Genomic DNA, 17,021 nt, shown 5'->3' with positions numbered 1-17,021 from the left:
GTGGGCTCCGCTGGTTTGATCGAAAGCGTGCATCAATGGTATTTCGAAAAAACCGGCGGAGCCAGCGTGGCTCAGATCTGCATGGCCATGCCGTGCACGTTCATCGCGGCCTGGCGCAGGGCTTCGGAGCGGGTCGGGTGCGGGTGGCAGATCAACGCGATGTCCTCGGCGGAGGCGGCGAACTCCATGGCCACGCAGAACTCGCCGATCATTTCGCTGACGCTCGGGCCGACCAGGTGCACGCCCAGCACTTCATCGGTTTCGGCGTCGGCGATGACCTTGGCGAAGCCTTCGGTCTCGTGGTTGATCTTGGCCCGGCTGTTGGCGGTGAAGGGGAACTTGCCGACCTTGTAGGCCCGGCCTTCGGCCTTGAGCTGCTCTTCGGTCTTGCCGACGGTGGCCAGCTCCGGGCGGGTGTAGATCACCCCGGGGATCAGGTTGTAGTTGACCTCGTGGGGCTTGCCGGCGATGCGTTCGATGCAGGCTACCGCTTCGTCCTCGGCCTTGTGCGCGAGCATCGGGCCGGAGGTGACGTCGCCGATCACCCAGATGCCCGGCACCGAGGTGCGGTGGTGGTCGTTGCCGAGCATGCCGCGCTTGTCGGTTGCCAGGCCGACGCTTTCCAGGTTCAGGCCCTGGGTATAAGGACGGCGACCGATGGCGACCAGCACGTAGTCAGCCTGCAGGGTCTCGGCGGCACCGCCGGCGGCGGGCTCGAGGGTCAGGCTGGCGCCGTCGGCCAGGGAGCTGGCCTGGGTCACCTTGCTGCCGAGCTTGAAGGTCATGCCTTGCTTGGCCAGGGCTTTCTGCAGGGTCTTGGCGGTTTCCTCGTCGGTGCCCGGGCAGATGCGGTCGAGGTACTCGATGACGGTGACCTGGGCACCCAGGCGACGCCACACCGAACCCAGTTCCAGGCCGATGACGCCGGCACCGATGACCACCAGGTGCTTGGGCACCTGGGGCAGGGCGAGGGCACCGGTGGAGTCGATGATGCGCTGGTTGTCGATGGTCACGCCGGGCAGCGGCGTGGGCTCGGAGCCGGTGGCGATGACGATGTCCTTGGCCTGCAGCGCGGTTTCGCTGCCATCTTCGGCCTTGACGATGACCTTGCCGACGCCATCCAGGCGGCCCCAGCCCTTGATCCAGTCGACTTTGTTCTTGCGGAACAGGTACTCGATGCCTTTGGTCAGGCCGGTCACGCTCTCGTCCTTCTGCTTCATCATCTGGGCGAGATTGAGGGTCGGCTTCACGTCGATACCGAGGTGGGCGAACTCATCGCCGCTGGCGGCCTCGTAGAGCTCGGACGCATGCAGCAGCGCCTTGGACGGCATGCAGCCGACATTCAGGCAGGTGCCGCCCAGGGTCGGGCGGCCTTCCACGCAGGCGACGCTCAGGCCAAGCTGGCCGGCGCGGATCGCCGCGTTGTAGCCGCCAGGGCCGCCGCCGATGATCACCACGTCATAGGATTTCATGGGTTTGTACTCCAGATGAGGAAGTGCGAGAGGGGCACAAGGTTAAGCGGAGAAGCTAAGATTGTATACAATCCAATGCGCTGTTCAGATCAGTTGGTTCTAGACCTTGGTCTCGGTTAGAGGAAACATCCCACGAATGAACTACTCTTTTTCGGCGGTGTTCGAAATAACAGGCGCCGTCGCCATCAATGGATAGGAGGGGTTCATGCTTGCTCAACTTCCACTGGCACTGCAGGGCCTGCACCTGCCATTGCGGTTCAAACTGTGGGACGGCAACCAGTTCGATCTGGGCCCGAGCCCGCAGGTCACCATTCTGGTCAAGGACCCACAGCTGATCACTCAGCTGACCCACCCAAGCATGGACCAGCTGGGCACCGCGTTCGTGGAGGGCAAGCTGGAGCTCGAAGGTGACATCGGCGAGGCGATCCGCGTATGCGACGAGCTCAGCGAAGCCTTGCTGACCAATGAGGACGACGCGCTGCCGCAGCGTGTGGCCCATGACAAAAGCACCGACGCCGAATCCATTTCCTACCACTACGACGTCTCCAATGCCTTCTATCAGCTGTGGCTGGACCAGGACATGGCGTATTCCTGCGCCTACTTCCGCGAGCCCGACAACACCCTCGATCAGGCCCAGCAGGACAAGTTCGACCACCTGTGCCGCAAGCTGCGCCTGGAGGCCGGCGACTACCTGCTGGACGTCGGTTGTGGCTGGGGCGGCTTGTCACGCTTCGCCGCGCGCGAATATGGCGCCAAGGTGTTCGGCATCACCTTGAGCAAGGAGCAGCTCAAGCTCGGCCGCCAGCGGGTCAAGGCCGAGGGCCTGGCCGAGCGGGTCGACCTGCAGATTCTCGACTACCGCGACCTGCCCCAGGATGGCCGCTTCGACAAGGTGGTCAGTGTCGGCATGTTCGAGCATGTCGGCCATGCCAACCTGTCGCTGTATTGCCAGAAGCTGTTCGGTGCCGTGCGCGAGGGCGGCCTGGTGATGAACCATGGCATCACCGCCAAGCACATCGATGGTCGCCCGGTCGGGCGCGGGGCCGGGGACTTCATCGACCGCTACGTGTTCCCCAACGGTGAGTTGCCGCACCTGTCGATGATCACCTCGAGCATCTGTGTGGCAGGCCTGGAAGTGGTCGACGTGGAGAGCCTGCGCCTGCACTACGCCAAGACCCTGCACCACTGGAGCGCGAACCTGGAGAACCAGCTGCACAAGGCGGCGGCGCTGGTGCCGGAGAAGACCCTGCGGATCTGGCGCCTGTATCTGGCCGGGTGTGCTTATGCGTTCCAGAAGGGCTGGATCAACCTGCACCAGATCCTGGCGGTGAAGCCCTATGCCGATGGGCATCACAACTTGCCCTGGACCCGGGAAGACATCTACCGCTGACAGGAAAAGGGGGCCGCATTCGCGGCCCTTTCTTCGTTCACAGGATCGGTGAGATCAGGCGTGCGATGCGCATCCCCAGCTGCTGGATACGATGGGTATCGCGGCTGTCCTCGGCGCTGATCTCCCGGGCCTGGTCGAAGTCCGCCAGCAGCATCGCCTCCACCTGGTCGGCGAAGCTGCGGTCGACCGTCAGCAGGGTGATCTCGAAGTTGAGGCGGAACGAGCGGTTGTCCAGGTTGGCGCTGCCGATCGCGCTGACTTCGTCATCCACCAGCACCACCTTCTGGTGCAGGAAGCCCGGCAGGTAACGGAACATCCTGACCCCGGCGCGCACCGCTTCGAAGGCGAACAGGCTGGACGCCGCGTAGACGATCCTGTGGTCCGGCCGCGACGGGATCAGCACCCGCACATCCACCCCGCGCAGCACGGCCAGGCGCAAGGCGGCGAACACCGCTTCGTCCGGAATGAAGTACGGGCTGGTGATCCACACCCGGCGGGTAGCCGAATGGATGGCCTCGAGGAAGAACAGCGAACAGGTTTCCTGCGGATCGGCCGGGCCGCTGGCCAGTGCCTGGCACAGCACCCCGTCGTCGGCGTAGGTGTCCGGCAGGATCAGCGGCGGCAGCTGGCGCGTGGCCCAGTACCAGTCCTCGGCGAACGACTCCTGCAGGCAGGCCAGCACGGGGCCGCCGATCTGCACATGGGTGTCGCGCCAAGGGGACAGGGGCGGACGCTTGCCGAGGTACTCGTCGCCCACGTTGTGCCCGCCGATGAAACCGACCAGGCCGTCGACCACGACGATCTTGCGGTGGTTGCGGAAGTTGACCTGGAAGCGGTTGAACCAGCCGCGGCGGGTGGCGAAGGCGTGGATCTGCACGCCGCCGTCGCGCAGTGCCTGGCTGTAGCTGGCGGGCAGGGCGTGGCTGCCGACCCGGTCGTACAGCACGAATACGTTCACCCCCTCGGCCGCCTTGCGCAGCAGCAGTTGCTGCAAGGCCTTGCCCAAGGTGTCGTCATGGATGATGAAGAACTGTACCAACACTGCTTCGCGCGCCTGCTCGATGGCAGCGAAGATCGCCTCGAAGGTAGCCTTGCCGTTGACCAGCAGCTTCACCTGGTTGTTGGCCAGGCAGGGCATGCGGCTGAGCTTGGGCATGGCACGCAGGGCGACATAACTTTGCGACTCGCGCGCTGTCAGCGCCTCCTCGACCCAGGGCCTCCAGTTGAGGTTGGCCATGGCCACGTGCATTTCCTGGTTGGCCTGGCGCCTGGCCTGGATGTAGGCATAGAACGAACGGGCGCCGAAGATCAGGTATGGGATAAGGGTGAAGTAGGGGATGAACAACAGCGACATGGCCCAGGCGATCGCACCCTGTGCGGTGCGCACGGTGAACACCGCATGCAGTGCGGCGACGATGCCAAGCAGGTGAATGAAGCCGAGCAAGTAGCCGAAAAAGTAGGGGCTGTGGTAATCCATACGCATCCTGCTTGCCGAGTACACAGCGGTTAACAGAACACGTTCCAGGCCCGCCTTGCAACCTGAAAGCGGATTTGGCGTCTAAGCCTCGACCCGGCCCGTTGGCCGGTTATTTCGAGGAGCGTTCGTCCATGAGAATTCGTCTGCCACTGTTGGCTCTGGCCCTCGTCCTGGGTAGCCCGCTGGTGCATGCGCAGATGTTGCAGCCCGGCCTGTGGGAGCTGACCACCAGCAACATGCAGGTCGATGGCAAGCCGTTACCGGACATGCAGTTCATGCTCGGCCAGTTGAAGAACTTGCCGCCAGAGCAGCGGGCGATGATGGAAGGGGTATTGGCCAAGCAGGGCGTCACCCTGGGTGGCAATGGTGTGCGCTCCTGCCTGACGCCGGAGCAGGTGAAGACCAACGACATACCGTTGCAGGATCCGAAGTCCGGCTGCACGCAGAAGATCACCGACCGCACCGGCAACGTCTGGAAGTTTCAGTTCAGCTGTCCGAAAGCCCAGGGCACCGGCCAGGCCACTTTCCTCAGCGACCGGGAATTCACTACCCAGGTCAATGGCACCTTCAATGCCTCGGGTGTGCAGCAGCAGGGCAGCATGAACACCCGCGCGGTATGGCTGGGCAACGACTGCGGTACCGTCAAGCCGCGAACCTGAATCTCACCACTGCCATTGGCTGCTGGCGACCGCGTCGTGGGCATGCAGGCTCTCTGCATGTTCCACACGCAGCCTGAAGGCTGAGGTCCATTGCAACTGCCGTAGCGCTTGATGCACCCGTCGTGCGGCATCCTCGCAGAACATCAGGTTCTGCCCATTGGCCAAGGCGAACGCCTGTTCGTCCGCTCGCTTTACCGCAGTCTGCACTGCGGTACCCAGGCTGGTTTCGATGGTGTCGATCAACTCGGTAATCGGCAGCGCTTCAAGGCTGGGTCCTAGACGGACCTTGATGACAGCCTGGCTGCGTTGACTGTGGGGTGTCGCCACGATGCCTTCGCTGCTGCCCAGCCACGCCAGCACCTTTTCCCGGTCCACGGTCTGCTCGGCGAAATCTGCCTGGAACTGTTGCTGAATCATCTGGCGAGCCAGTGCCGCCGAGCATGGGCAGGTCGACGAATAAGCAACATGTACGGATAGTTCCACGTGGAACATTCCATTTTCCAGCCTGGCGTCGACCTCCACCGGGTAGCTTTTCCAGCCGGCCAAAGGGCTGACCAGAGCCGGTCTTTTCAACAGGTGATCGAACGTCAGCCTCAAGTAGGCAGCTGAGGAAAGGCCTTCGTGGCTGGCAAGAAATTCGGCCAGCAAGCAGTGGACGGCCACGGGTGTCAGTTGCTGGATCTCCAGCGATTCGAGTGCGAGATACAGCCTCGACATGTGAATGCCGCGCGCACTGCCATCCACCAGGCTGACCCCTGCATCGGCTTTGGCTGCCACTTGGCGGCCGTCGATGTGCACGGGCAAGGCAATGCCGCACATGCCGACCCAGTCCAGGGGCGTGGCGTGCCGTCGGGTTTGCGCGGCGATGTCGGGAAGCGTCAGGCTAGTCATGGGCGAGTCTCCGGGTCCTCATTCGACGAGTGCGACTTGGCGAAATTGTATTGTTACTTTATAACATTGTGCAATGCATCGTTTCGAATGCGCTCGCCTGAAGAGGTTTTGCCATGTCCAATCGTCTACCCGTCACTGTGCTCTCCGGCTTCCTCGGCGCCGGCAAGAGCACCTTGCTCAACCATGTGCTGCGTAACCGCGACAACCTTCGGGTGGCGGTGATCGTCAACGACATGAGTGAAATCAACATCGACGCCAGCGAGGTGCAGCGCAATGTCAGCCTGAACCGCGCCGAGGAAAAACTGGTGGAGATGAGCAACGGCTGCATCTGCTGCACCCTGCGCGAAGACCTGCTGGAAGAGGTCGCACGGCTGGCCGAGGAAGGCCGTTTCGATTACCTGCTGATCGAGTCCACCGGCATCTCCGAGCCACTGCCGGTGGCCGAGACCTTCACCTTCCGCGACGAGCAGGGCCGCAGCCTGTCCGACATGGCGCGGCTGGACACCATGGTCACGGTCGTCGACGGCCTCAACTTCCTGCGCGATTACCAGGCAGCCGACAGCCTGGCCAGCCGCGGCGAGACCCTGGGCGAGGATGACGAGCGCTCGATCAGCGACCTGCTGATCGAGCAGGTCGAGTTCGCTGATGTGCTGCTGCTGAGCAAGATCGATCTGATCGGCCAGCACGAGCGCGAGGAGCTCACCGCCATACTGCGCAGCCTCAACGCCCGTGCGCAGATCGTGCCGATGGTCATGGGCCAGGTGCCGCTGGCGCGGATCCTCGACACCGGCCTGTTCGATTTCGACCAGGCAGCCCAGGCGCCAGGCTGGCTTCAGGAACTGCGCGGTGAACACATTCCCGAAACCGAAGAGTACGGCATCGCCGCGACCACCTGGACGGCACGCAAGCCATTGCATCCGCAGCGCTTCTTCGACTTTATCCACAGCACCTGGAGCAATGGCCGGTTGCTGCGCTCCAAGGGCTTCTTCTGGCTGGCCAGCAAGTTCCAGGAAGCCGGCAGCTGGTCCCAGGCCGGCGGCATGATGCGCCATGGCCTGGCCGGCCGTTGGTGGCGTTTCGTGCCACGTGAGCACTGGCCGCAGGACGAACAGAGCAGCGCCGACATCCTCAGGCACTGGACAGCCGAAGCCGGGGACTGCCGCCAGGAACTGGTATTCATCGGCCAAAACATCGACTTCGCGCGGTTATCCACAGAGCTGGACGCCTGCCTGCTGAGCGAAGAGGAAATGCAGCTCGGGCCGATGGGCTGGCTGCGGCTCGAAGACCCGTTTGGCCCCTGGCATGCCGAGGAGGCAGCATGAACCTTGCCTTCAAGCCTGTGGATATCCGTCAGGTGCAGGGTGATTCTCCTGGAATCCTGGCGGAAATTTTCCAGGACGGCATTAACCTGGCGGTCTGGCAGCGGCGCTTGCCGGCACAGGTGGAGGACTTCGCGGCACTGGCCATCAACCTTGGCCAATCGTTCAGTGACCAGCGTGTGCTCGATGTCAGCGAGCATGAGCCGCCGCTGTTGCCCGGCCTGTTGCAGGAGGCCGCGGACCTGCATGGTTACGAAGGCTTCGTCGCCGATGTGAAGTGGCTGGTCAGCGCCTACACCTGCCTGCTCGGTGCGCGCCGGGTGGGCCTGCGCCTGCGGGTGCTGACTGGCGCCATGTGTCCGCGCTTCCATGTGGATAAGGTGCCGTTGCGCTTGCTCACCACTTACGTCGGCGCGGGTAGCGAATGGCTGGAGGAAGGCGCGATAGAGCGGGTTGGCTTGCACTTGGCGCCGGCACCTGTGGATAACATCCGTACCTTGCAGGCAGGCGATGTGGCGCTGCTGAAAGGGGAGAAATGGCTGGGCAACGAAGGTGCCGGGCTTATCCACCGCTCGCCGGCCAGCGACCGGCCACGCCTGCTGCTCAGCCTTGACTGGTTGGCATGACGGGGCATAGTGAGGGGAACTCCGCCTTGAAGTGATCCCATGCTGCAGAACATCCCCGCCCATGTCATCGCAGGCCCGCTGGGCGCCGGCAAGACCAGCCTGATCCGCCAACTGATGGCCCAGCGCCCGGCCGGCGAACGGTGGGCCGTGCTGGTCAACGAGTTTGGCCAGGTCGGCCTGGATGCCGCCTTGCTCAGCCGCGACGAGGACGGCATCGCCATTGGCGAAGTGGCGGGCGGGTGCCTGTGCTGTGTCAACGGCACACCCTTCCAGGTTGGCTTGGGCCGGCTGCTGCGCAAGGCACGGCCGGATCGATTGTTCATCGAACCTTCCGGGCTGGGCCATCCGTTGCAGTTGCTGAACCAGTTGAGGCTGGCGCCCTGGGTTGGCGTGCTGGCGGTGCAGCCGCTGGTCATGGTCCTGGATGCTCAGGCACTGGCTCGGGGCGAGCCTTTGCCAGAGGCTCAGCGCCAAGCCATGGCCTCTGCTGCGCTGGTGGTGCTGAACAAAGCCGATGCTGTGGATGAAGTTATCAAGTTGTTGATAGATAAAGAGTTTTTTTATTTCCACAGGGTTTGGGCCAAACAGGGCGGGGTCGAGCTGGAATCGCTTCCTGTTTCATCCACAAGTCATATGGATGACATTTCTGTGAATAAACTTGCCGATGCAGAGGTGTCCACAGGGTCTGAAGCCCTGTGGATAGATCCGTCCCGGCCGATTTGTTCGGCCCAGGCTGGAGAGGGGGGTTGGAGTATCGGATGGCGTTGGCACCCTAGCCAGAAATTTAGTCCACAGCGCTTGCAGGTGTTTCTCGCCAGCGTGGGGTGGAAGCGGGCGAAGGGAGTTATCCACAGCGCCGAAGGATGGCAATCATTCAATGGGCTGGCGGGTGACTTGCCGCAGTGGCAGCCGAGTGAGTGGCGCAAGGACAGCCGGATCGAGCTGATCTTCGAGCAGGCCCAGATGGAACTTCCGCTTGAACTGGCGCTGGCTGAGTGCCTGATCTAGAGGCAATCGTCTGCCCTGTGGGAGCGGGTTTACCCGCGAATGCGGCTTTGAAGCCACTGACGCATTCGCGGGTGAACCCGCTCCCACAAGGGGGCTGTGTATCGCTTGAGTGTGACGCCGCGAATCAGTTACGCCAGCGATTGTGCTCCTGCCGCCACTGCTGCATCTCGATCACATTGTCGGTGCGCGGCGGGGTCTTGATCTCGAACGGATAGGGCGCCAGCTCGATCTGCATGCTGTGGGCGCCGAACTGGGTCACGGTGCCGGGGTGGCGCTGCTCGCCGGTCACGGTGAACTCGAAGGCATAGACCCGGGCCAGGCGCTTCCTGCCATTGGCATCGCGGATGAATCCGATGCGCTTGAGCGCCACGGCATCGTCGAGCAGTTCCAGGTCAAGCTTGGCGCAATGCTGTTTGACCCGCTCCAGGGCTTTCTCGCGCAGCCCATGGTTGTGCCATAACCAAGCGCCTGCGGTAGCCACCAACATCAGGACGAAGAGATTCTCCAGGGTCAACATTCACATATGCTCCAAACAGTTGGAATCAGCTTAACTGCGTCCCTGGCCTGTCGTACAGGTGGCAATCGAGTTCATACTGCGCGACGCACAATCCTTGAAACCGCTTTGGAAAACCCTTGTATGAAACGTACCCCGCACCTGCTCGCCATCCAGTCCCACGTGGTCTTCGGCCACGCCGGCAACAGCGCCGCGGTGTTTCCCATGCAGCGTATCGGGGTCAATGTGTGGCCGCTCAATACCGTGCAGTTTTCCAATCACACTCAGTATGGCCAGTGGGCGGGCGATGTGCTTGCTCCGGCGCAAATTCCTGCATTGGTGGAAGGCATTGCCAACATCGGCGAACTGGGCAATTGCGATGCCGTGCTGTCCGGCTACCTGGGCAGTGCCGAACAGGGCCGGGCGATCCTGGCGGGGGTCGAGCGGATCAAGGCCGTGAACCCGAAGGCGCTGTACCTGTGCGACCCGGTCATGGGGCATGCAGAGAAGGGCTGTATCGTGCCCCAGGAGGTCAGCGACTTCCTCCTCGAGGAAGCAGTCGCCAAGGCCGACATCCTCTGCCCCAACCAGCTTGAACTGGACAGCTTCTGCGGTCGCCGTGCGCAGTCGCTGGAAGACTGCGTGGGCATGGCGCGCAGCCTGCTGGCGCGTGGCCCACGGGTGGTGCTGGTCAAGCACCTGGCCTATCCGGGACGAGATGAAGGCATGTTCGAGATGCTGATGGTCACCGCCGACGAGAGCTGGCACCTGCGCCGCCCGTTGCTGGCTTTTCCCCGTCAGCCGGTGGGCGTCGGCGACCTGACCTCGGGGCTGTTCCTGGCCCGCGTGCTGCTGGGGGACAACTGGCTGCAGGCGTTCGAGTTCAGCGCCGCAGCCGTGCACGAGGTGCTGCTGGAAACCCAGGCCTGCGCCAGCTACGAGCTGCAGCTGGTGCGGGCCCAGGATCGCATCGCCCATCCGCGGGTGCGCTTCGAGGCGCAGCGCCTGGCGGCCTAGACCGCGTCGTCGGTCTTCAGGTCCTGGTAGCGTTTTTCCAGCTCCTGGCGAATCTGGCGGCGCTGCTGGCCCTGCAGGAAGCGGCGTTTCTCTTCGCTGGACTGCGGCTGGCGCGGCGGTACCGGCACCGGGCGACGGTTGTCGTCGACCGCGACCATGGTGAAGAAGCAGCTGTTGGAATGGCGCACCGAGCGCTCGCGGATGTTTTCGGTGACCACCTTGATGCCCACCTCCATGGAGGTGTTGCCGGTGTAGTTGACCGAGGCCAGGAAGGTCACCAGCTCACCGACATGCACCGGCTCGCGGAAGATCACCTGGTCGACCGACAGGGTCACCACGTAGCTGCCGGCATAGCGGCTGGCGCAGGCATAGGCCACTTCGTCCAGGTACTTGAGCAGGGTGCCGCCATGTACGTTGCCAGAAAAGTTGGCCATGTCCGGGGTCATCAGGACGGTCATGCTCAGCTGGGCGTTTCCAGGTTCCATAGTGTGCTCACGGTTTGGTTGCGCTGAATCGGGGCGGGCATCTGCTGACACTTCTATTTCCCCTCTTGAAGGTTTGCCTTGCTGGTTTACGGGACGTTGCCGGACGCTCCATCGTCACGCCGATCCAGTCATCGAAGACGACGGATCAGCCGATCTGTTTCCACATATTGCACCGGCTTTTTGTGGCGGGGTGCGATGTTACCCTGAGTACGCCCACGCACAGTGGGCTTTCCTGTTCTCAATACAGTATGTACTTGCTGCTCGCTTGGCTTGGCCTTGGCAGAGGAGCGGTCTGCCCGGGCATCCAGCACACGTCGAAAAGGAGTATCGCGCCATGCATGCCATCAGTTTCATCCAGGACCTGGCAGTGATCATGCTGGTCGCCGGCGTGGTGACGATCCTCTTCCATCGCCTCAAGCAGCCGGTTGTGCTGGGCTACATCGTCGCCGGCTTCATCATCGGCCCGCACACCCCGCCGTTCGGGCTGATTCACGACGAAGACACGATCAAGACCCTGGCCGAGCTGGGGGTGATCTTCCTGATGTTCTGCCTGGGCCTGGAGTTCAGCCTGCGCAAGTTGTTCAAGGTCGGTGCCACGGCGTTCATCGCGGCGTTCCTGGAAATCGTCCTGATGATCTGGATCGGCTTCGAGATCGGCCGCTGGTTCGGCTGGAACACCATGGATTCGCTGTTCCTCGGCGCGATCCTGGCGATTTCCTCGACCACCATCATCGTCAAGGCGCTGAACGACCTGAAGATGAAGAACGAGCGCTTCGCCCAGCTGATCTTCGGCGTGCTGATCGTCGAGGACATCCTCGGCATCGGCATCATCGCGCTGCTTTCGGGTATCGCCGTCAGCGGCACGGTCAGCTCCGGCGAGGTGTTCTCCACGGTCGGCAAGCTGTCGCTGTTCATGATCGTCGCGCTGGTCATCGGCATCCTGCTGGTGCCACGGCTGCTGGCCTACGTGGCGAAATTCGAGAGCAACGAGATGTTGCTGATCACTGTGCTGGGGCTGTGCTTCGGCTTCTGCCTGCTGGTGGTGAAGCTGGAATACAGCATGGTGCTGGGTGCCTTCCTGATCGGCGCGATCATGGCCGAGTCGCGCCAGCTGCTGAAGATCGAGCGGCTGATCGAGCCGGTGCGCGACCTGTTCAGCGCGATCTTCTTCGTCGCCATCGGCCTGATGATCGACCCCCAGGTGCTGGTCGACTACGCCTGGCCGATCGTGGTCATCACCCTGGCGGTGGTGCTGGGCAAGATGCTCTCTTGCGGCATGGGCGCGTTCATCGCCGGCAACGATGGTCGCACGTCGCTGCGGGTGGGCATGGGTCTTTCACAGATCGGCGAGTTTTCCTTCATTATCGCGGCGCTGGGGATGACACTGCAGGTCACCAGCGACTTTCTCTACCCGGTCGCGGTGGCCGTATCGGCCATCACCACGCTGCTGACGCCCTACCTGATCCGCGCCGCCGACCCACTCTCACTGAAGCTCGGCAAAGTCATGCCGCAGCGTCTGGGCCGGGTGCTGTCGCTGTATGGGGAGTGGCTGCGCAATATCCAGCCGCAGGGTGAGAGTGCCATGCTGGCAGCGATGATCCGGCGCATCCTGCTGCAGGTCGGGGTCAACCTGGCGCTGGTGATCGCGATCTTCTTCAGTGGCGGTTACTTTGCCGGGCGCATCGGCGCGTGGCTCAGCGAGTGGGTCACCGATATCAGCCAGCAGAAGGCGCTGATCTGGGGCGCGGCGCTGCTGCTGTCGCTGCCGTTCCTGATCGCGGCGTACCGCAAGCTCAAGGCACTGTCGATGCTGCTGGCGGAGATGGGGGTGAAGCCGGAAATGGCCGGGCGGCATACCCAGCGCGTGCGCCGTGTGGTTGCCGAGGTGATTCCGCTGCTCTCGTTGCTGGTGATCTTCCTGCTGCTCTCGGCCTTGTCGGCGAGCATCCTGCCGACCAGCGAGTTGCTGCTGATCATCGCGGTGGTGGCGGCGGGGGTGGTGGCGTTGTTGTGGCGCTGGTTCATCCGCGTGCACTCGCGCATGCAGATCGCCTTGCTGGAGACGCTGGAGAACAGCCGCGATCACTCGCACTGAGGGGGCATGCTCCCTGCGCAAGATTTCACCGTCGTCCGAGGGGATGGAGCGGTAGCGATGTCGCCAGGCGCAGAAAGCCTGGCGATTTTAATCACATTAATGGCATGTGGCCATTAATTGTTGTGAGTGTTTCAGCTTTCCAGCCACACGTCCCGGGCCCAGTGCCACACCGACTCCCAGCTGTCCTCGCCCACGGCTTCCTCGTCGCCATCCCACAGCACCACGGTGCCGTCTTCCTCGACGCAGTAGTAGTTGCTGCCGTCCTGGCACAGCGGCACCAGGTCGCGCGGTACACCGGCATCCCAGGCGTTGGCGGCGACGTCGGGCAGGTAGGTGTGCGACTGCGGGTCGGTGCAGGTCACCGGCTCCAGCGAGCCGTACACCACGTCGCTGACAGTCAGCAGAAACTCCTTGAACACGAACGGAATGTTGATGAACAGCTGTTCCTCGATCTCTACCAGCTGGTCCTCGTCGGGAAGCTCCAGAGGCACCGGTACGGGCTCATTGGCTTCACGGAGTTGTTCGATCACTTCTTCCACGGTTCACATCCTCTGACCTTGATGACAACGCTGCGCGTTATACCCTAGTAGCCCAGTCTGGCAAAAGCAAAAACCCCGGGACAGGCCCGGGGTTTTTTGTGCAACGTGCGTCGGTTAGCCGTTTTGACGGATACCGGCGACCAGCCAAGGCTGGTTGTCGCCCTGGGCGCGAACCATGTGCCAGCTTTCGCTGAAGGCTTCGCCCTGGTCGAAGCGCGAGGTCTTCGACACGCCACGGAAGGTCAGGGTGGCGTCGGTGCGGTCGGCGCGATCATCGACACCGTCCAGTTGTACATCGAGGTTGTCGATGTAGGTGGACTGGAAGCCGTCGCCCAGGTCGGCACGCTCACGCTTGAGGAACTCGAGCATCTGCGGGGTGACGAACTCGGCGATCTTGTCCATCTCGTTGGCATCCCAGTGCTGCTGCAGCGCCTGGAAGTGGCTGCGGGCGGCGGCCAGGAAGCTCTGCTCGTTGAACCATGCCGGGGCGTTGATCGCTGGCGCGGCGGCAGCGGCAGGCGCGGCAGCACCACCGAAGGCCGACGGCTGGGCGGCCTGGCCGTGGGCTTCACGCTGGAACGGCGCGTGGCCTGGTGCGGCCATTTGCGGCTGCTGCTGGCGACGGCGTGCGGCAATGAAGCGGAACACCAGGAAGGCGATCAGGCCCATGATCAGGAAGTCCATGATCTGCATGCCCTGGAAGCCGTCACCCATGAACATGGAGGCCAGCAGGCCACCGGCGGCGAGGCCGGCGAGAGGGCCCAGCCAGCGCGAAGCACCGCTGGCGGCGGCCGGTGCACGGCCTGGGGCGGTGGCTGCGGCAGCAGGCGAGGTCGGCGAGGCGGGTGCGGCCTGGCGGGTCTGGTGGATAGGCGCGGCGCCCGAGCTCTTGCCACCGCCGAAACGCTTGGCGTTGGCGTCCAGGCTCAGCGTCAGGCCGACGCAGAGCGCCAGTGCGATGCTAAGAAAACGTTGCATAAATGGGATTTCCCCTGTTGTGGATTGCACGCGCGTCATGGTGCACAGGTTCCAGGGCACATGACCAGCGACAAGATGTTTCCAGCTTTTGCCTGAATGTTACAGCGATTGGGTTGATGCTGCCCTTGTAGGAGCGGCCTTGCGTCGCGAAAGGGCTGCGGAGCAGCCCCGGGATTTCAGCGCAAACGCACAGATTGCCGGGGCTGCTCCGCAGCCCATTCGCGACGCAAGGCCGCTCCTACAGGACCGTGTTCAAAGGGCCTCGAGCTTGGCGTAGCCCAGCATGAGCCATTTGCTGCCTTCGGCAAAGTTGACCTGCACCCGCGCCTGGGCGCCGGAGCCCTCGAAGTTGAGGATTACCCCTTCGCCGAACACCGCGTGCTGCACGCGCTGGCCGAGGCTGAAGGCGGTCTGCGGAATGGCGGCATTGGCGAACAGGTTGCTCGACGAGGTGCTCTGCGCGCCGCCGAAGGGGCGGCTGACACTGTTCGACAGGCGCACTTCCTGGACCAGCTCGCTCGGAATCTCACGTACGAAACGCGAAACCTTGTTGTAGGTTTCGCTGCCATACAGGCGTCGGGTCTCGGCGTAGGTCATGATCAGCTGGCGCATGGCCCGGGTGATGCCCACGTAGGCCAGGCGACGTTCCTCTTCCAGGCGGCCGGGTTCTTCCAGGCTCATCTTGTGCGGGAACAGGCCTTCTTCCATGCCCACCAGGAACACGAACGGGAACTCCAGGCCCTTGGCGCTGTGCAGGGTCATCAGCTGGATGCTGTCTTCGTGCTCGTCGGCCTGGGCGTCGCCGGCTTCCAGCGAGGCATGGCCGAGGAAGGCCGACAGCGGCGACAGGTCGGCGTCGTCTTCGCTGGTTTCGAAGTTGCGCGCGGCGCTGACCAGTTCCTCAAGGTTTTCTACCCGTGCCTGGCCCTTTTCACCCTTTTCTTCCTGGTGATAGATGATCAGGCCGGACTGCTCGATGGCGGTCTGGGTCATGGTGTGCAGCGGCATGTCCGCAACCTTGCCGGCGAGGCCTTCGATCAGTTCGATGAAGGCACCCAGGGCACTGGCGGCGCGGCCTTTGAGGGCCTTGTTGGCGAGCAGTTGGCACATGGCCTCCCACATCGACAGCTGGCTGTGGCGGGCATGCTCGCGAATGGCCTCGACGGTTTTTTCGCCGATGCCGCGCGGCGGCACGTTGATCACCCGCTCCAGCGCCGCGTCGTTGCCGCGGCCCTCGATCAGGCGCAGGTAAGCCATGGCGTTCTTGATCTCGGCGCGCTCGAAGAAGCGCTGGCCGCCATAGATGCGGTAAGGAATGCGCTCGCGCAGCAGGGCCTCTTCCAGCACCCGCGACTGGGCGTTGGAGCGGTAGAGAATGGCGATGTCGCTGCGCGCGTTGCCTTGCTTGATCAGGCTCTCGATGGTCTCGACCACGTAGCGCGCTTCGTCGTGCTCGTTGTAGGCCGCGTACAGGGTCAGCGGTTCGCCTTCGCCCATGTCGGTCCACAGTTCCTTGCCCAGGCGCCCGCTGTTGTTGGCGATCAGCGCGTTGGCGGCCTTGAGGATGCCGCCGGTGGAGCGGTAGTTCTGCTCCAGGCGGATCATCTCGGCGTCAGGGAAGTCGGCGGTGTACTGGTGGATGTTCTCGATCTTGGCGCCGCGCCAGCCGTAGATCGACTGGTCGTCGTCGCCCACCGCCATCAGGCTGCCGCCGTGCTTGCCGGCCAGCAGGCGCAGCCAGGCATACTGCACGGCGTTGGTGTCCTGGAACTCGTCCACCAGCAGGTGGCGGAAACGCCGCTGGTAGTGCTCGAGCAGGCCGGGATGGTCGCGCCACAGGTCGAGGGCACGCAGCAGCAGCTCGGAGAAGTCGATGACCCCGGCGCGCTCGCAGGCCTGTTCGTAGGCGCTGTAGACATCACGCATGGTTTGCAGGAACAGGTCGCCGCTGGCCTGGATATGCTGCGGGCGCAGGCCTTCGTCCTTCTGCCCGTTGATGAACCACTGGGCCTGGCGCGCCGGCCATTTCTGCTCGTCGAGGCCGAGTTCGCGCATCACCCGCTTGATCAGGCGCTGCTGGTCGTCGCTGTCGAGGATCTGGAAGTTCTGCACCAGCCGCGCTTCCTGCCAGTGCGCCCGCAACAGGCGGTGCGCCAGGCCGTGGAAGGTGCCCACCCACATGCCGGCCGGGTTGATGCCTAGCAGCTGTTCGATCCGCTGGCGCATCTCGGCGGCCGCCTTGTTGGTGAAAGTCACCGACAGGATCGAATGCGGCGAGGCCTGCTCGACCTGGATCAGCCAGGCGATGCGGTGCACCAGCACGCGGGTTTTACCGGAGCCGGCGCCAGCAAGCACCAGCTGACGCCCGAGCGTGGCCGCGACGGCCTGGCGTTGGGCATCGTTGAGAGAGTTCAGCAGGAGGGAGAGGTCATCTGTGTGCATCCGGCCATTCTAGGGGGAGGCCGGTGACGGGGCAAACACCCACTGTATAAATATTCACCCTGGGCCGGTGCCACTCATCGGCATGCCGCCATGAAAGATGATCTGGAGCAGTTTGGTGATTCGCACGGTT

Annotated in this window: 15 protein-coding genes; 7 read left to right on the top strand and 8 right to left on the bottom strand. The window is 63.4% G+C overall.

What is annotated here, in order from left to right; genetic code table 11:
• Window positions 1-71: 71 nt before the first annotated feature.
• Window positions 72-1,472: a dihydrolipoyl dehydrogenase gene (lpdA, locus tag ACIP21_RS06700; protein WP_400685438.1), complete on the bottom strand. Its 1,401-nt coding sequence runs from the start codon at window positions 1,470-1,472 to the stop codon at window positions 72-74.
• A gap of 205 nt (window positions 1,473-1,677) precedes the next feature.
• Here lpdA and cfaB point away from each other — a divergent pair, with 205 nt between their 5' ends.
• Window positions 1,678-2,862, top strand: a complete 1,185-nt coding sequence (cfaB, locus tag ACIP21_RS06695) for a C17 cyclopropane fatty acid synthase CfaB (protein ID WP_400685435.1) — start codon at window positions 1,678-1,680, stop codon at window positions 2,860-2,862.
• Between the two features lie 37 nt (window positions 2,863-2,899).
• Here the strand turns inward: cfaB and cls are convergent, their stop codons facing one another.
• Complete coding sequence (gene cls / locus ACIP21_RS06690) at window positions 2,900-4,339, bottom strand: cardiolipin synthase (protein WP_400685432.1); 1,440 nt, start codon at window positions 4,337-4,339, stop codon at window positions 2,900-2,902.
• Window positions 4,340-4,470: 131 nt separating this feature from the next.
• Between cls and ACIP21_RS06685 the strand changes: the two genes are divergently transcribed.
• Complete coding sequence (locus ACIP21_RS06685) at window positions 4,471-4,998, top strand: DUF3617 domain-containing protein (RefSeq protein ID WP_400685429.1); 528 nt, start codon at window positions 4,471-4,473, stop codon at window positions 4,996-4,998.
• Window positions 4,999-5,001: 3 nt separating this feature from the next.
• Here the strand turns inward: ACIP21_RS06685 and folE2 are convergent, their stop codons facing one another.
• Window positions 5,002-5,889, bottom strand: coding sequence for a GTP cyclohydrolase FolE2 (folE2, locus tag ACIP21_RS06680; protein WP_400685426.1), 888 nt, complete (start codon window positions 5,887-5,889; stop codon window positions 5,002-5,004).
• A 113-nt stretch (window positions 5,890-6,002) separates the two neighbouring features.
• Here folE2 and zigA point away from each other — a divergent pair, with 113 nt between their 5' ends.
• From zigA to ACIP21_RS06665, 3 genes are read left to right on the top strand one after another with little or no spacing between them, the layout of a single operon-like run.
• The gene (gene zigA / locus ACIP21_RS06675; protein ID WP_400685424.1) at window positions 6,003-7,211 is read left to right on the top strand and encodes a zinc metallochaperone GTPase ZigA; all 1,209 of its coding nucleotides are present in this window, start codon (window positions 6,003-6,005) and stop codon (window positions 7,209-7,211) included.
• Window positions 7,208-7,834 (top strand): DUF1826 domain-containing protein, encoded by a 627-nt coding sequence (locus ACIP21_RS06670; protein ID WP_400685422.1) that lies wholly within the window; start codon window positions 7,208-7,210, stop codon window positions 7,832-7,834. The genes zigA and ACIP21_RS06670 overlap by 4 nt, the downstream gene beginning before the upstream one ends.
• A gap of 39 nt (window positions 7,835-7,873) precedes the next feature.
• The gene (locus ACIP21_RS06665) at window positions 7,874-8,842 is read left to right on the top strand and encodes a CobW family GTP-binding protein (RefSeq protein WP_400685419.1); all 969 of its coding nucleotides are present in this window, start codon (window positions 7,874-7,876) and stop codon (window positions 8,840-8,842) included.
• Between the two features lie 124 nt (window positions 8,843-8,966).
• Here the strand turns inward: ACIP21_RS06665 and ACIP21_RS06660 are convergent, their stop codons facing one another.
• Window positions 8,967-9,359: a DUF3301 domain-containing protein gene (locus ACIP21_RS06660; RefSeq protein ID WP_400685416.1), complete on the bottom strand. Its 393-nt coding sequence runs from the start codon at window positions 9,357-9,359 to the stop codon at window positions 8,967-8,969.
• Between the two features lie 120 nt (window positions 9,360-9,479).
• On the opposite strand from ACIP21_RS06660, the gene pdxY reads away from it, so the two are divergent.
• On the top strand, window positions 9,480-10,352 hold the full coding sequence (gene pdxY / locus ACIP21_RS06655) for a pyridoxal kinase PdxY (protein WP_400685413.1): 873 nt from the start codon (window positions 9,480-9,482) through the stop codon (window positions 10,350-10,352).
• Here pdxY and ACIP21_RS06650 read toward each other — a convergent pair.
• Window positions 10,349-10,837 (bottom strand): acyl-CoA thioesterase, encoded by a 489-nt coding sequence (locus ACIP21_RS06650; protein WP_400685411.1) that lies wholly within the window; start codon window positions 10,835-10,837, stop codon window positions 10,349-10,351. The two genes, pdxY and ACIP21_RS06650, sit on opposite strands and share 4 nt — an antisense overlap.
• A 334-nt stretch (window positions 10,838-11,171) precedes the next feature.
• On the opposite strand from ACIP21_RS06650, the gene ACIP21_RS06645 reads away from it, so the two are divergent.
• Window positions 11,172-12,932: a cation:proton antiporter gene (locus tag ACIP21_RS06645; RefSeq protein WP_400685409.1), complete on the top strand. Its 1,761-nt coding sequence runs from the start codon at window positions 11,172-11,174 to the stop codon at window positions 12,930-12,932.
• 131 nt (window positions 12,933-13,063) lie between these two features.
• Here the strand turns inward: ACIP21_RS06645 and ACIP21_RS06640 are convergent, their stop codons facing one another.
• The 3 genes from ACIP21_RS06640 to uvrD all read right to left on the bottom strand — a co-directional run bounded on the left by ACIP21_RS06640 (window position 13,064) and on the right by uvrD (window position 16,891).
• Window positions 13,064-13,471: an SMI1/KNR4 family protein gene (locus ACIP21_RS06640; protein ID WP_400685408.1), complete on the bottom strand. Its 408-nt coding sequence runs from the start codon at window positions 13,469-13,471 to the stop codon at window positions 13,064-13,066.
• A gap of 114 nt (window positions 13,472-13,585) precedes the next feature.
• On the bottom strand, window positions 13,586-14,449 hold the full coding sequence (locus tag ACIP21_RS06635) for a Tim44 domain-containing protein (protein WP_400685406.1): 864 nt from the start codon (window positions 14,447-14,449) through the stop codon (window positions 13,586-13,588).
• Between the two features lie 252 nt (window positions 14,450-14,701).
• The gene (uvrD, locus tag ACIP21_RS06630; RefSeq protein ID WP_400685405.1) at window positions 14,702-16,891 is read right to left on the bottom strand and encodes a DNA helicase II; all 2,190 of its coding nucleotides are present in this window, start codon (window positions 16,889-16,891) and stop codon (window positions 14,702-14,704) included.
• Window positions 16,892-17,021: the final 130 nt, after the last annotated feature.

Source organism: Pseudomonas sp. NPDC089401 (genome assembly GCF_044749485.1).
Lineage (GTDB): Bacteria > Pseudomonadota > Gammaproteobacteria > Pseudomonadales > Pseudomonadaceae > Aquipseudomonas.
This window is presented reverse-complemented; position numbering and strand designations above follow the sequence as displayed.

What these genes read in the sequence shown, in the direction of transcription:
- ACIP21_RS06660 (WP_400685416.1), bottom strand. Translation starts at nt 9,359, where the DNA reads ATGTTGACCCTGGAGAATCTCTTCGTCCTGATGTTGGTGGCTACCGCA.
- lpdA (WP_400685438.1), bottom strand. Translation starts at nt 1,472, where the DNA reads ATGAAATCCTATGACGTGGTGATCATCGGCGGCGGCCCTGGCGGCTAC.
- ACIP21_RS06685 (WP_400685429.1), top strand. Translation starts at nt 4,471, where the DNA reads ATGAGAATTCGTCTGCCACTGTTGGCTCTGGCCCTCGTCCTGGGTAGC.
- zigA (WP_400685424.1), top strand. Translation starts at nt 6,003, where the DNA reads ATGTCCAATCGTCTACCCGTCACTGTGCTCTCCGGCTTCCTCGGCGCC.
- pdxY (WP_400685413.1), top strand. Translation starts at nt 9,480, where the DNA reads ATGAAACGTACCCCGCACCTGCTCGCCATCCAGTCCCACGTGGTCTTC.
- ACIP21_RS06650 (WP_400685411.1), bottom strand. Translation starts at nt 10,837, where the DNA reads ATGGAACCTGGAAACGCCCAGCTGAGCATGACCGTCCTGATGACCCCG.
- ACIP21_RS06670 (WP_400685422.1), top strand. Translation starts at nt 7,208, where the DNA reads ATGAACCTTGCCTTCAAGCCTGTGGATATCCGTCAGGTGCAGGGTGAT.
- ACIP21_RS06665 (WP_400685419.1), top strand. Translation starts at nt 7,874, where the DNA reads ATGCTGCAGAACATCCCCGCCCATGTCATCGCAGGCCCGCTGGGCGCC.
- uvrD (WP_400685405.1), bottom strand. Translation starts at nt 16,891, where the DNA reads ATGCACACAGATGACCTCTCCCTCCTGCTGAACTCTCTCAACGATGCC.
- folE2 (WP_400685426.1), bottom strand. Translation starts at nt 5,889, where the DNA reads ATGACTAGCCTGACGCTTCCCGACATCGCCGCGCAAACCCGACGGCAC.
- cls (WP_400685432.1), bottom strand. Translation starts at nt 4,339, where the DNA reads ATGGATTACCACAGCCCCTACTTTTTCGGCTACTTGCTCGGCTTCATT.
- ACIP21_RS06635 (WP_400685406.1), bottom strand. Translation starts at nt 14,449, where the DNA reads ATGCAACGTTTTCTTAGCATCGCACTGGCGCTCTGCGTCGGCCTGACG.
- cfaB (WP_400685435.1), top strand. Translation starts at nt 1,678, where the DNA reads ATGCTTGCTCAACTTCCACTGGCACTGCAGGGCCTGCACCTGCCATTG.
- ACIP21_RS06645 (WP_400685409.1), top strand. Translation starts at nt 11,172, where the DNA reads ATGCATGCCATCAGTTTCATCCAGGACCTGGCAGTGATCATGCTGGTC.